This is a genomic window from Pseudomonas sp. B22(2017) (genome assembly GCF_002113105.1).
GTDB lineage: Bacteria > Pseudomonadota > Gammaproteobacteria > Pseudomonadales > Pseudomonadaceae > Aquipseudomonas > Aquipseudomonas asiatica.
Genome location: NZ_NEJN01000006.1, coordinates 121417 through 134811, shown reverse-complemented (window position 1 = coordinate 134811; position 13395 = coordinate 121417). Strand labels below are relative to the sequence as shown.

13 protein-coding genes are annotated in these 13395 nt (G+C 61.8%); 2 read left to right on the top strand and 11 right to left on the bottom strand.

The features are described 5' to 3' along the window. Positions 1-8: 8 nt before the first annotated feature. The 4 genes from nagZ (CAG18_RS15150) to CAG18_RS15135 form a co-directional block, all read right to left on the bottom strand. Positions 9-1007 (bottom strand): beta-N-acetylhexosaminidase, encoded by a 999-nt coding sequence (nagZ, locus tag CAG18_RS15150; RefSeq protein ID WP_178075723.1) that lies wholly within the window; start codon positions 1005-1007, stop codon positions 9-11. Between the two features lie 194 nt (positions 1008-1201). Next, positions 1202-2200, bottom strand: coding sequence for a beta-N-acetylhexosaminidase (nagZ, locus tag CAG18_RS15145; protein WP_170976293.1), 999 nt, complete (start codon positions 2198-2200; stop codon positions 1202-1204). 22 nt (positions 2201-2222) lie between these two features. Next, positions 2223-2747, bottom strand: coding sequence for a L,D-transpeptidase (locus CAG18_RS15140; RefSeq protein ID WP_015269533.1), 525 nt, complete (start codon positions 2745-2747; stop codon positions 2223-2225). Positions 2748-2787: 40 nt separating this feature from the next. Then, positions 2788-3501 carry a TetR/AcrR family transcriptional regulator gene (locus CAG18_RS15135; RefSeq protein WP_013971718.1) on the bottom strand — a complete coding sequence of 238 codons (714 nt, stop codon included), beginning with the start codon at positions 3499-3501 and terminating at the stop codon, positions 2788-2790. Positions 3502-3716: 215 nt separating this feature from the next. Between CAG18_RS15135 and lexA the strand changes: the two genes are divergently transcribed. Both lexA and sulA read left to right on the top strand, forming a co-directional pair. After that, positions 3717-4325, top strand: a complete 609-nt coding sequence (lexA, locus tag CAG18_RS15130) for a transcriptional repressor LexA (RefSeq protein ID WP_004376420.1) — start codon at positions 3717-3719, stop codon at positions 4323-4325. 13 nt (positions 4326-4338) lie between these two features. Further along, positions 4339-4815 (top strand): SOS-induced cell division inhibitor SulA, encoded by a 477-nt coding sequence (sulA, locus tag CAG18_RS15125; RefSeq protein WP_015269532.1) that lies wholly within the window; start codon positions 4339-4341, stop codon positions 4813-4815. Positions 4816-4864: 49 nt separating this feature from the next. Here sulA and CAG18_RS15120 read toward each other — a convergent pair whose 3' ends face one another. The 7 genes from CAG18_RS15120 to CAG18_RS15090 form a co-directional block, all read right to left on the bottom strand. Beyond that, positions 4865-5098, bottom strand: coding sequence for a hypothetical protein (locus tag CAG18_RS15120; protein ID WP_004376430.1), 234 nt, complete (start codon positions 5096-5098; stop codon positions 4865-4867). A 50-nt stretch (positions 5099-5148) separates the two neighbouring features. Continuing rightward, positions 5149-5664: a DUF6586 family protein gene (locus tag CAG18_RS15115; protein ID WP_043935471.1), complete on the bottom strand. Its 516-nt coding sequence runs from the start codon at positions 5662-5664 to the stop codon at positions 5149-5151. A 258-nt stretch (positions 5665-5922) separates the two neighbouring features. Next, on the bottom strand, positions 5923-8532 hold the full coding sequence (gene topA / locus CAG18_RS15110; RefSeq protein ID WP_015269531.1) for a type I DNA topoisomerase: 2610 nt from the start codon (positions 8530-8532) through the stop codon (positions 5923-5925). A 100-nt stretch (positions 8533-8632) separates the two neighbouring features. Next, positions 8633-8884 carry a DUF1653 domain-containing protein gene (locus tag CAG18_RS15105; RefSeq protein ID WP_085721127.1) on the bottom strand — a complete coding sequence of 84 codons (252 nt, stop codon included), beginning with the start codon at positions 8882-8884 and terminating at the stop codon, positions 8633-8635. Between the two features lie 78 nt (positions 8885-8962). Then, positions 8963-10138, bottom strand: coding sequence for an acetyl-CoA C-acyltransferase FadA (gene fadA / locus CAG18_RS15100; RefSeq protein WP_013971712.1), 1176 nt, complete (start codon positions 10136-10138; stop codon positions 8963-8965). Between the two features lie 31 nt (positions 10139-10169). Then, positions 10170-12317, bottom strand: coding sequence for a fatty acid oxidation complex subunit alpha FadB (fadB, locus tag CAG18_RS15095; protein WP_015269529.1), 2148 nt, complete (start codon positions 12315-12317; stop codon positions 10170-10172). 627 nt (positions 12318-12944) lie between these two features. After that, positions 12945-13382 carry a hypothetical protein gene (locus CAG18_RS15090; RefSeq protein WP_061551571.1) on the bottom strand — a complete coding sequence of 146 codons (438 nt, stop codon included), beginning with the start codon at positions 13380-13382 and terminating at the stop codon, positions 12945-12947. Positions 13383-13395 lie beyond the last annotated feature (13 nt).

The window sequence follows — 13395 nt, the reverse complement described above, 5'->3', positions numbered from 1 at the left end:
CGGCGCGGTCAATCGACCAACTGCGCCTCTCGCAACGCCCCCAACGCCTCCAGCCACCGCGGCTGCTGGCGATAGTCAGTGCGTGCAAAACTGAAGCCTCGCATCCGAGCAAGGCGCGGCGATGGCTTGACTTTCAAGCGCTGCGCAGCAAGCAGAGCAAGCTCTGCCGAAGCCCGGTCATTACATACCAGGCCCACGTCACATCCCGCACCGAAAGCAGCCTCGACGCGACCAGCAACATCTCCGACCACATGGGCACCGGCCATGGACAGATCATCACTGAAAATCACGCCATCGAAGCCAAGCTCCCCCCTGAGAATGTCCTGAAGCCAGCGCCTCGAAAAACCGGCGGGCTTACTATCGACCTGGGGATAGATCACATGTGCAGGCATCACTGCCGACAGCTGGCGTGCCAATCGGGTAAATGGCACCAGGTCCGTCTTGCGCAGTTCATCCAGGCTGCGATCATCTACGGGAATGGCCACATGCGAATCGGCCTCAGCCCAGCCATGCCCAGGAAAATGCTTGCCGCATGCTGCCATGCCCGCTGCAGTCATGCCCCGGATGAACGCCCCACCCAGCTGAGTGACACGCTCTGGATCACCATCGAAGGCACGTGCACCAATGACTGCACTGCGCCCATGATCCAGATCGAGCACTGGAGCAAAACTCAAATCCAGCCCGATCGCCAGCACCTCGGTTGCCATCAACCAGCCACAATGTCCGGCCAATCGCTCGGCATCATCGCTCTGGGCGATCTGCCGCATGGATGGCAACCTGACGAACCCTTCACGCAAGCGTTGCACCCGCCCACCTTCCTGATCGACCGCAATGATCAGGTCAGGGCGCAAAGCACGTACCGAAGCGCACAGCTCCCGCACCTGACGCGGGTGGGCAATATTACGAGCAAAGATGATCAAACCAGCTACTTCAGGCTGGAGCAATAACCGACGATCCTCAGGCGTCAGCCCTGTGCCTTCGATATCGACCATCAAGGCCCCCTGCATACAAACTGTCATTACAAAATCCTCTAATCGAATATCAGAAACCCATTACGGGCGAAGCGGAGAAATCTCCGCTTTGCCCGAGTCTCTGGAATGCGTGCCGCCTGGTACACCGGGGCACATTTCCCGGTGTACTCACGCAATACGCACATCGAAAACGCAGGATCCTGTCTCGGACCGAGCAGGGTGGAGCCTCGTCAGTCGACCAGTTGAGCGTCCTTCAACGCGGACAATGCCTGCTGCCAACGAGGCTGCTGACGATAGTCAGTCCGCGCAAACCCTTGCCCGCGCATGCCTGCGATGCGTGGCGAAGGTTTTACCTTCATGCGTTGTGCCGCACTCAATGCCAGCTCCGCCGCCGCCCGATCATTGCAAACCAGCCCCATATCACAACCGGCGCTCAGTGCTGCTTCGATGCGGCTCGCCGCGTCCCCGACAACATGTGCGCCGGCCATCGACAAATCGTCACTGAAAATCACCCCGTCGAAACCCAGCTCGCCACGCAGGATGTCCTGCAACCAGCGCCGCGAGAAGCCAGCCGGCTGGTTGTCGACCTGCGGGTAGATGACATGCGCCGGCATCACTGCCGCCAATTGCCCGCTCAGGCGGGTGAACGGCACCAGGTCGGCCTGGCGCAGCTGTTCGAGGCTGCGCTCATCGGTCGGGATGGCCACATGCGAGTCCGCTTCGGCCCAGCCATGCCCCGGGAAGTGCTTGCCACAAGCCGCCATACCCGCCGCATTCATGCCACGGATGAACGCCCCGGCCAGTTGCGTGGCACGCAGCGGGTCACTCTCGAAGGCGCGGCTGCCCACCACGGCGCTGCGCTGGTGGTCCAGGTCGAGTACCGGGGCAAAGCTGAGGTCCAGGCCAACCGCCAGCACCTCGGTCGCCATCAACCAACCGCACTGCTCGGCCAGGTACTCGGCGTTGTCATTGTCGGCCAGCGCTCGCATGGCCGGCAGGCGCACAAAGCCCTGGCGCAGGCGCTGCACCCGGCCGCCCTCCTGGTCCACCGCCAGGATCAGGTCGGGCCGGATGGCACGGATCGACGCGCACAGTTCACGCACCTGGCGCGGGCTGTCGATGTTGCGGGCAAAAATGATCAGGCCAGCCACTTCAGGTTGGCGTAGCAGGTGACGGTCTTCGGCGGTCAGCCATTTACCGGCGATATCCACCATCAGGGAGCCTTGCAGGCTGACAGTCATGGGTAATCCTTCATTGAAGACTGAGAGAAGCCCACTGGGGGCAGGCGGCCTGCTCGATGCGCACCGGGCAATGGGCCGGCACCTGCTCGAACAGGCTTAGCAAATCGATGTTGCGCAGGCGTATGCATCCATGGGACAGCGCTACGCCCAAGGGTTCCGTATCCGGGGTGCCGTGCAGGTAGATATAACGGCGGAAGGTGTCGACCGCACCCAGGCGGTTGACACCCGGCTCGCAGCCACTAAGCCAGAGGATGCGGGTGAGGATCCAGTCCCGGCCGGGGTATTGCGCATGCAAGGCCGGCGACCACACCTCGCCGGTCCAGCGCCGCCCGACCAATACCGCTTTCAGCGGCAAGCCCGCGCCGATCTTCGCTCGCACCTGGTGCAAGCCACACGGCGTGCAACCCGAGCCGTTGCGCTCGCCGGCGCCGTTGCGCGCCGTTGAAACCGGCAGGCGTACGCGCAGCTGGCCATCGGCAAAACCATAAAGGCGCTGATCGGCGAGGGAAATGTGCAGGAAGTCGAGGTCAGGCATGGGCGCTAGCTTAGCCGAAGCGCCCTGCCCCGCCCAGCCTTCAGGCCTTGGCGGTGGTCGCGCCTGCGCTGGTCTTGGTGCGCGGGCGCAGCTGCGCGGCGGCCATGGCGTCGTCGGTTACACCGCTATCGGCACGCATGCCCGCAGCCAGGAACGGCACCATCAGGCGCATTACCTGCTCGATCGAGGTATTGATGCCGAAATCGGTTTCGGCAATCGCCCGCAGGGCCTTGATACCAGACATGCTGAAGGCGGCGGCGCCAAGCATGAAGTGCACGCGCCAGAACAGCTCCAGCGGCGGAATGCGCGGCGCGGCCTCGTTGACCAGTAGCATGTACCGGCGGAACACCTTGCCGTACATGTCTTCCAGGTAACGCCGCAGGTGGCCCTGGCTCTGGCTGAAGGCCAGACCCAGCAGGCGCATGAAGATCGACAGGTCGTTGTTGCTGCGCGGCTGCACGGCCAAAGCCTGCTCGACCAGCATTTCCAGCAGCTCCTCGAGGCTCGGCTTGTGCTCAGGCTTGGCCTGGCGCCGCTCCAGCTCACGTTCGAGGCTGGCGCAGAACGGCCCGAGGAAGCGCGAAAACACTGCCTGGATCAGGGCCTTCTTGGAGCCGAAGTGATAGTTGACTGCCGCCAGGTTGACCCCGGCCTTGCTGGTAATCAGCCGCAACGAGGTTTCTGCGAACCCCCTTTCCGCGAACAGCTGCTCGGCAGCATCGAGAATGCGTTCAACGGTTTCCGATTGGGCCATGACTACTCCGACTACTCCGCCAGACAAACAGGTGTTTGAAACATACGTTTCAGCCCTGTTTCTGTCAAGGCTCGGTGACCGGTCGGTCGCCATTTAAAAACGCCAGGCGGGTGGCTGCAAGCGCCATTGCTACTGTTTATTGCGGGTTTTGGCTTGCAGCGCATCCAGTACTGTATATAATCCCAGTCACTGTACAAAAAGACAGAGCGCTCACCATGTTGAAACTGACGCCACGCCAAGCCGAAATTCTCGCGTTCATCAAGCGTTGCCTGGAAGACAACGGCTTCCCGCCGACGCGCGCCGAGATTGCTCAGGAGCTGGGCTTCAAGTCGCCCAACGCCGCCGAGGAGCACCTCAAGGCCCTCGCCCGCAAGGGAGCGATCGAGATGACCCCGGGCGCCTCCCGTGGTATTCGCATCCCCGGCCTGGAAGCCAAGGCCGAAGAAAGCGGCCTGCCAATCATCGGCCGGGTTGCCGCCGGTGCGCCGATCCTTGCCGAACAGCACATCGAGCAATCCTGCAACATCAACCCCGACTTCTTCCACCCCCAGGCCGACTATCTGCTGCGCGTACACGGCATGAGCATGAAGGACGTCGGCATCTTCGATGGCGACCTGCTGGCGGTACACACCTGCCGCGAAGCCCGCAATGGCCAGATCGTCGTGGCCCGCATCGGCGACGAAGTCACCGTCAAGCGCTTCAAGCGCGAAGGCAGCAAGGTGTGGCTGCTTGCCGAAAACCCCGAATTCGCCCCCATCGAAGTCGACCTGAAAGAACAGGAGCTGGTGATCGAGGGCTTGAGCGTCGGCGTCATTCGCCGCTGATCCAGGAGGCATCATGCAGCAGTTCATTCACGTACCCGAGCAAGCTCAGTTGCCATTGTTCGAAGCATTCCTCGCCCAGCCCGTACTGCCTGGCCTGAAAGCCAGCGAAGTGGCACGCAAGAACAGCCAGCCCGAGCTGTTCAGCGAACTGTCGCTGCGCGGAGCCCCCGGGCATTGCCAAAGCCTGCTGGCACCCGTGCTGCGCGAACTGAGCGAAGAGGACGAGACCCGCTGGCTGACCCTGATCGCCCCGCCGTCGAGCCTGACCCAGGCCTGGCTGCGCGATGCCGGGCTCAACCGTGAACGCATCCTGCTGCTGCAACCTCGCGGCAATCAAAGCCCGCTTCAACTGGCCTGCGAAGCCTTGCGTCTGGGCCGCAGCCACACCGTCGTCAGCTGGCTGGGCAATGTCAACGCCACTGCGCGCCAGCAATTGCTGCGCGCTGCCAGTGCCGGAAACGCACAAAGCCTGAACATCCGCCTCGGCTGATGTTCAGGCTTTGCCTGTCACTGCATGAAACCTGATGCCTTGCTGCACCTCAGTGCAGCACTCGCGGCCCTTCATCACGCTCAAGCTCGCCATCCATCAGGCGACCGGCCATCTGTACGCCCACGCTGAGCATGGCCTTGGCCACTTCCACATGCTGACCCTGCAGGAACGCCTTGGCGTCTTCCGAGAAATCCAGGGTTACCAGAGAGCCCTCATCCTCGGCGCGACGCAGTTCGATGCGGCCATCAGGCAACTCGACAATTTCCAGAAACGACGTAGACATAAATGGCAGTTCTCCGCGAAAGGCCGGCATTGTACCAGCCGTAGCTGCTATCAGCACTCACTCAACGCGTCACGGAAACGTCTCACCAGGCCTTTGAGGTCGCTGCGCCAGCGTTCCAGTTCGGCATGCGACAGCGCCGGATGCTCGGGCTCATCGAGATTGACCGCCTGAATCAATGGCTGGGTAACGTCGGTTTTCGGCGTTTTTTTCGCGACCGGTGGTCGGAACAAATCGGCATAAGCACCAAGCATTTGTGCCAGCCAGGTTTCGCGCTGGCGGGCCAGCTCCAACAGCTCGGCCACTTCCGGGATGGCGATACCGTTCAGGGCGTCGTCAGCCAGTGCTTGCTCGACAGTTGCAACAACTGGTAAGCGGTAGAAGCCACCAATTTCATGACACAGGCCCAACAATGCGCCGTAGAGATGGAACAGCGCCGACTCGCGTTCGGCCTGGACCAGGCCCTGGGCATTCATGGCCTGGCTTTGTTCGGCCTTGGCCATGGACTCCAGGGCGAGGCCGGCAAAGAACAGTTTCTGATTGGTGCGGGTGTAGAGTTCCTGGGCCATTTCAGTGACCTCCCTAAGGCTGCAAAGCGGATAGCTGCATCATAAATGATTGGGGCCGCTTTGCGCCCCTTCGCAGGCTTGCCCCGCCTGACCGGTTAACGCGGTCAGCTGTAGGAGCGGCCTTGCGTCGCGAAAGGGCTGCAAAGCAGCCCCAGCAATTTGTGCATCTGCGCTGAAATCCTGGGGCTGCTTTGCAGCCCTTTCGCGACACAAGGCCGCTCCTACAAGGGCGCGCGCAGGTCAGAGACTGATGAAGAATCAGCGCTTGTCTTCAACCTTCCACGCATTGCCGTCGTAGAACGCCTTCCAGCCGGTCGGCTTGCCATCAACCTCGGACTGCACATACTGCTCCTTGGTCTTGCGGCTGTAGCGGATAACTGCAGGGCGGCCTTCCGGGTCTTTCTGCGGCGCATCGCACAGGAAGTGGTACTTCGGATCAATCTCGTGTTTGTGTGGAACGATTTCCAGCACCAGCGGTGCACGGGTTTCGCGATTCTTGGGGAACTGGCTGGCTGCCAGGAACAGCCCCGAAGCGCCATCACGCAGCACGTAGGTATCGTCGACCTTCTCGCACTTGAGCTCCGGCATGTCCACCTTGTCCATCTTCGGTGGCGCCGCCTCGCCGCTCTTGAGCAGTTTGCGAGTGTTCTTGCACGCCGGGTTGGTGCAACCGAAGAACTTGCCGAAGCGGCCAGTCTTCAACTGCATCTCGCTGCCACACTTGTCGCACTCCAGGCTCGGCCCTTCGTATCCCTTGATGCGGTAGTTGCCTTCCTCGATCTCGTAGCCAGCGCAATCCGGGTTGTTACCGCAGATGTGCAGCTTGTGCTTCTCGTCCAGCAGGTATGCATCCATCGCCGTGGCGCAGATCGGGCAGCGGTGCTTGCCCAGCAACACGCGGGATTCCGATTCGCCCTCGTCGTCGGCGGCAATCTCGTCGCCCGGCACCAGGTTGACGGTGGCCTTGCAGCGCTCTTTCGGCGGCAGGCTGTAGCCCGAGCAACCGAGGAACACGCCGGTGGAGGCGGTGCGGATCATCATCGGCCGGCCACATTCCTTGCACGGAATGTTGGTCATGGTCGGCTGGTTGGCACGCATGCCGTCTTCGCTGGACTCGGCAGTCTGCAGCTTCTTGCTGAAGTCGCCGTAGAACTCGTCGAGCACGTTCTTCCAGTCACGCTCGCCCTGGGCCACGTCGTCGAGGTTCTCTTCCATGTCGGCGGTAAAGCCGTAGTCCATCAGGTTGGAGAAGCTTTCGGACAGGCGCTCGGTGACGATGTCGCCCATCTTCTCGGAATAGAAGCGGCGGTTGTGCAGGGTCACATAGCCACGGTCCTGAATGGTCGAAATGATCGCCGCATAGGTCGACGGGCGACCGATGCCGCGCTTTTCCATTTCCTTGACCAGGCTGGCTTCGGTGAAGCGCGCCGGTGGCTTGGTGAAGTGCTGGCTCGGGTCGATCTGGATCAGCTTCAGCGCTTCGCCCTGGACCATTTCCGGCAACACGTCGTCTTCGCCAGGCTTGCTCTGTTGCGGCAGCACACGGGTGTAACCGTCGAACTTGAGGATACGGCCCTTGGCACGCAACTCGAAGTCGCCTGCAGCCACGGTGACGCTGGTGGACAGGTACTGCGCCGGCGGCATCTGGCAGGCCAGGAACTGGCGCCAGATCAGCTCATACAGGCGCTCGGCGTCACGCTCCATGCCACTGAGCTTGCTCGGGTGGGTGTTCACGTCGGAAGGACGAATCGCTTCGTGCGCCTCCTGGGCGCCTTCCTTGCTGCCGTACACCAGCGGTGCCTCGGGCAGGTACTGCTTGCCGAACTCGCGCTCGATGTAGCTGCGCGCCATGTCCAGGGCATCGGCCGACAGGTTGGTCGAGTCGGTACGCATGTAGGTGATGTAGCCGGCTTCGTACAAGCGCTGGGCCATCATCATGGTTTTCTTCACACCGAAGCCCAGGCGGTTGCTGGCGGCCTGCTGCAAGGTGGAGGTAATGAACGGTGCCGAAGGCTTGCTGCTGGTCGGGCGGTCTTCGCGCTTGACCACGCTGTAGCTGGAAGCCTTGAGCTTCTCCAGCGCGGCCATGGCCTGGGCTTCGTTCAGCGGTTTGAAGGCCTCGCCCTTCTCGCGGGCCACTTCGAAGCGCACCTTGGCGTTCTTGGCGGTGCCGAGGTCGGCATGGATTTCCCAGTACTCTTCCGGGATGAACGCGCGGATTTCACGCTCGCGCTCCACCACCAGCTTCACCGCGACCGACTGTACACGGCCGGCGGACAAGCCACGGGCGATCTTGGCCCACAGCAGCGGCGAAACCATGTAGCCGACCACGCGGTCGAGGAAACGCCGCGCCTGCTGCGCGTTGACCCGGTCGATATCCAGCTCGCCCGGCTGCGAGAAGGCTTCCTGGATGGCCTTCTTGGTGATTTCGTTGAACACCACGCGCTTGTAGCGGGTGTCGTCGCCGCCGATGGCCTCGCGCAGGTGCCAGGCAATGGCTTCCCCTTCGCGATCCAAGTCGGTTGCGAGATAGATGGTGTCGGCGTCCTTCGCCAGGCGGCGCAGCTCTTCGATCACCTTTTCCTTGCCAGGCAGGATCTCGTACTTGGCCTTCCAGCCGTGGTCGGGGTCGACGCCCATGCGTGCCACCAGCTGGCGGCGGGCCTTTTCCTTCGGCGACAGGGCCGGAGCCTCACCCGCGGCCTTGCCACGCTTGGCGGCTGGCTCTTTGCTGGCGCTGGCCGAACCGCTGGTGGGGAGGTCTCGGATATGGCCGATACTCGACTTCACCACGTACTGGTTGCCCAGGTACTTGTTGATGGTCTTGGCCTTGGCCGGGGATTCCACAATGACCAGCGATTTGCCCATGGATCGGAGTATTCCTGAATCTGAAGATGAAAAACGCGTCAGGTGCCAGACGCGGCACCGCTATATATAGTGGCAAAAGTGTGAGGTCAAGTTCGGACTATTACTGGTGCGACTTGCCCAGCACCCCGGGCAGCCCCTCTTCGGCCTTGACCAAAGCAAAGCGTGGCACCTGCTCGCCGTCAACCTCGACGGACTCCTGGAACATCGAAAGTGGCCGTACCCAGAAGCTGTAATCACCATACAGGCATTGGTAGAACACCATCCACTCTTCGCTCTCGGAGTGCCGCGCAACACTGAAGACACGGTACTCAGGCCCTTTGTAATGCCGGTATACGCCTGGTTGTATCTGCATGTTGCTCCACCCTCTTGAATAAAACCTGTAAAAAACAAAACCGGGGCACAAGGCCCCGGTCGCTGTCCCGCTACGCGATCAGACGCGTTCGAAGACAGTGGTGATACCTTGGCCGAGGCCGACGCACATGGTCGCCACCCCCAGGGTACCGCCATTCTGCTTCATGACATTGAGCAGGGTGCCGGAAATCCGCGCCCCGGAGCAACCGAACGGGTGGCCCAAGGCAATGGCGCCGCCGTGCAGGTTAACCTTCTCATCCATCTTGTCGAGTACTTTCAAGTCTTTCAGCACTGGCAGGGCCTGTGCAGCGAAGGCTTCGTTGAGCTCGATGAAGTCGATGTCGGCCATGGTCAGGCCAGCACGCTTGAGGGCCTTCTGGGTCGACGGCACCGGGCCGTAGCCCATGATTGCCGGGTCGACACCAGCTACCGCCATGGAACGGATGACCGCCAATGGCTGGATACCCAGGTCCATGGCGCGCTGACCGGACATGACGATCATGCACGATGCACCGTCGGTGATCTGCGACGAGGTACCGGCAGTGACGGTACCGCCTTTCGGGTTGAACGCCGGCTTCAGCGATGCCAGGCCTTCGAGGGTGGTTTCCGGGCGAATGGTTTCGTCGAAATCGAACACCTTCAGGAAGCCGTTCTCGTCGTAGCCCTGCATCGGGATGATTTCGTCCTTGAACTTGCCTTCGACCGTGGCCTTGTGGGCCAGCTGGTGCGAACGCAGGCCGAACAGGTCCTGCTGCTCACGGGTGATGCCGTGCATCTTGCCGAGCATTTCCGCGGTCAGGCCCATCATCCCGGAAGCCTTGGCAGCATGCAAGGACAGGTGCGGGTTGGGGTCGACGCCATGCATCATGCTGACGTGGCCCATGTGCTCCACGCCACCGACCACGAACACATCACCGTTGCCGGTCATGATCGCCTGGGCGGCGGTGTGCAGCGCACTCATCGACGAGCCGCACAGGCGGCTGACGGTCTGCGCCGCGGAAGTGTGCGGGATCTGGGTCATCAGCGAGGCCATGCGGGCGATGTTCCAGCCCTGCTCGAGGGTTTGGTTGACGCAGCCCCAGATCACGTCCTCGACTTCTTTCGGGTCGACCTTGTCGTTGCGTTCCAACAGCTTGCTGATCAGGTGCGCCGACATGTCTTCGGCGCGGGTATTGCGGTGCATGCCACCCTTGGAGCGGCCCATCGGCGTGCGACCGAAGTCGACAATCACCACGTCTCTTGGATTCAGGCTCATATCAAATCTCTCGCTCTAGCTCGTTGACCGCTCAGTTGAAGAAGCGCTGGCCGTTCTTGGCCATTTCACGCAGCTTGGCGGTCGGGTGGTACAGCGGCCCCAGGTCGGCGTATTGATCGGCCAGGGCAACGAATTCGGCCACACCGATCGAGTCGATGTAGCGCAGCGCACCACCGCGGAAGGGAGGGAAACCAATGCCGTAGACCAGACCCATGTCGGCTTCGGCAGCGGTTTCGACGATGCCGTCTTCCAGGCAGCGCACGGTCTCCAGGCACAGCGGGACCATCATCCAGTTGATGATGTCTTCGTCGGTGACTTCACGCTGCTCGTAGACGATCGGCTTGAGCACGTCGAGCACGGTGGCGTCGGCGACCTTCTTCGGCTTGCCGCGCTTGTCGGTTTCGTAGGCGTAGAAGCCCTTGCCGTTCTTCTGCCCCAGGCGGTTGGCCTCGTACAATGCGTCAACGGCCGAGCGGCGCTCGTCCTTCATGCGGTCCGGGAACCCTTCGGCCATCACGTCGCGGCCGTGGTGGCCGGTGTCGATGCCGACCACGTCCATCAGGTACGCCGGGCCCATCGGCCAGCCGAACTTCTCCATGACCTTGTCGATACGCACGAAGTCGACACCGGCGCTTACCAGCTTGGCGAAGCCGCCGAAGTACGGGAACAGCACGCGGTTGACCAGGAAGCCCGGGCAGTCGTTGACCACGATCGGGTTCTTGCCCATTTTCTTGGCGTAGGCCACGGTGGTGGCAACCGCCACTTCACTGGACTTCTCGCCACGGATGACTTCCACCAGCGGCATCATGTGCACCGGGTTGAAGAAGTGCATGCCAACGAAGTTTTCCGGGCGCTTGAGCGCCTTGGCCAGCAGGTTGATGGAAATGGTCGAGGTGTTGGAAGCGAGGATCGCATCGTCCTTCACCTGGGCTTCCACTTCAGCCAGCACGGCCTGCTTGACTTTCGGGTTCTCGACCACGGCCTCGACGACGATGTCGACATTGGCGAAATCGCCATAGGACAGGGTCGGGCGAATGGCGTTGAGTGCCTCGGCCATCTTGGCCGGGGTCAGGCGGCCCTTCTCGACGCGGTTGCCGAGCAGCTTGGAGGCCTCGTTCAGGCCCAGCTGGATGGCTTCCTCGCGGATATCCTTCATCAGGATCGGGGTGCCCTTGACCGCCGACTGGTAGGCGATGCCGCCACCCATGATGCCGGCGCCGAGCACGGCGGCCTGCTTCACGTCGTGGGCGATTTCGTCATGCGCCTTGGCCTTGCGCTTGAGTTCCTGGTCGTTGAGGAACAGGCCGATGAGGCTCTCGGCAACCGAGGTCTTGGCCAGCTTGGCGAAGCCTGCGGCTTCGACTTCCAGGGCCTTGTCACGGCCGAAGTTGGCAGCCTTCTGGATAGTCTTGATGGCTTCGACCGGGGCTGGGTAGTTCGGGCCGGCCTGGCCGGCGACGAAGCCCTTGGCAGTCTCGAAGGCCATCATCTGTTCGATGGCGTTGAGCTTGAGCTTTTCCAGCTTGGGCTGGCGCTTGGCCTTGTAGTCCAGCTCGCCACTGATGGCGCGCTTGACCAGGTCAAGGGCACCGGCCATCAGCAGCTCAGGCGCGACCACGGCGTCGACAGCCCCCACTTTCAGGGCGTCCTCGGCACGGTTTTCCTTGCCGGCGGCGATCCATTCGATGGCGTTGTCCGAACCGATCAGGCGCGGCAGGCGCACGGTGCCGCCAAAGCCCGGGTAGATACCCAGCTTGACTTCCGGCAGGCCGATCTTGGCGCTGGTGGACATGACCCGGTAGTCGGCGGCCAGGCACATTTCCAGGCCGCCGCCCAAGGCGATGCCGTTGATGGCGGCGACGGTCGGCACTTCGAGGTCTTCGAAGGCGTTGAAAATGCGGTTGGCTTCCAGGTTGCCGGCGACCAGTTCGGCCTCGGGCAGCTTGAAGTTGTCGACGAACTCGGTGATGTCGGCGCCGACGATGAACACGTCCTTGCCACTGCTGACGATCACGCCCTTGACCGAGGCGTCGGCCTGGATGGCATCGACGGCCTGGCGCAGTTCGTTCAGGGTCAGGCGGTTGAACTTGTTGACGGACTCACCCTTGAGGTCGAACTTGAGCTCGACGATGCCACTTTCAAGAGCCTTAACCGTGATGGCTTTACCTTCGTAAATCATCAACTGATCTCCACGATATGGAAGCTGAACTGTACACGCCGATCGCTGCGGCAAAAGCAGGCCTAGCTGCCCTGCCCCAGGCACACCCGTCAGCGCGCTAGTCGGAAGTATGGCTTGGCGTCATGACATACAAACGCTCAATTCATACGCCCGTTTGATTTGGGTGTGCACACATTCTCCGAAAAGATCGGTGTTGTCAAATGCTCGCGAGCAAGGTGAAAACACGACTTTCCGGTCATTTTGTAGCGTCCCGGTACAAAACATGATGACAGTGATTGCTGACCATTCATGTCAGCGATTGACCATGAACCGCAGAAGAATGCTGCAGCTTTTGCCTTGCGCGGCGGCCTTGAACGGCTACACTGGCACTTGCTTGAATGCATACCCGGCCTGCCTGGCCTTTTCTGCGCAGCAGAACGCAAAGCGGCGACTTGGCACCCCACCCCTTCAGGGGTCGGCCAAGCCGCCGCTTTGTCGTTTAACGCCATCAGGAGATGCGCTGTGCCTGTAGGAGCAGCCTTGCGCTGCGAAAGGGTCGACACATCCAGCCATCTGTATCAGGCATACGGGCCTCTTCGCAGCACAAGGCTGCTCCACAGGCGTCACCAGTGAAGCAGAAGCTGGAGTTCAGGCCAGGGTCTCGAGGACGTGGGCAATATCCTGCAACACAGCGGTATCACCCCGCTCGGTCCAGTACAGCGCGATCATCCGGGCATCGGCCTCGACCTTGTAGACACTCGCCGGCAAGCGTGCCAAGGCCTCCATGAAGCGTGGGTCCTCGCAGGGTTCACGCCACTGGTTCCACCAAACCCCCGGGGTGATCTGCCAGAAGCAGAAGCTGTCCTCATGCCCGCGGCGACGCGCCCGGTGGTATTGCGGGCATGGGCTTGGCGGCTCCTTTTCCAGCCAGTGCGGCCACTGCTGCGGCGCCAGCTGCATGGCCAAACCCATGCGCCGAGCCTCCAGGCGCAGCTTCATCTGCTCGCTCTGCTTGCGCGATGTGCGCAGCCAGGAAAGCGGGCTGAGAATCAGCGCGAGGATTGACACCACCAGCAATACCGTCATATCAGTAGTTCCC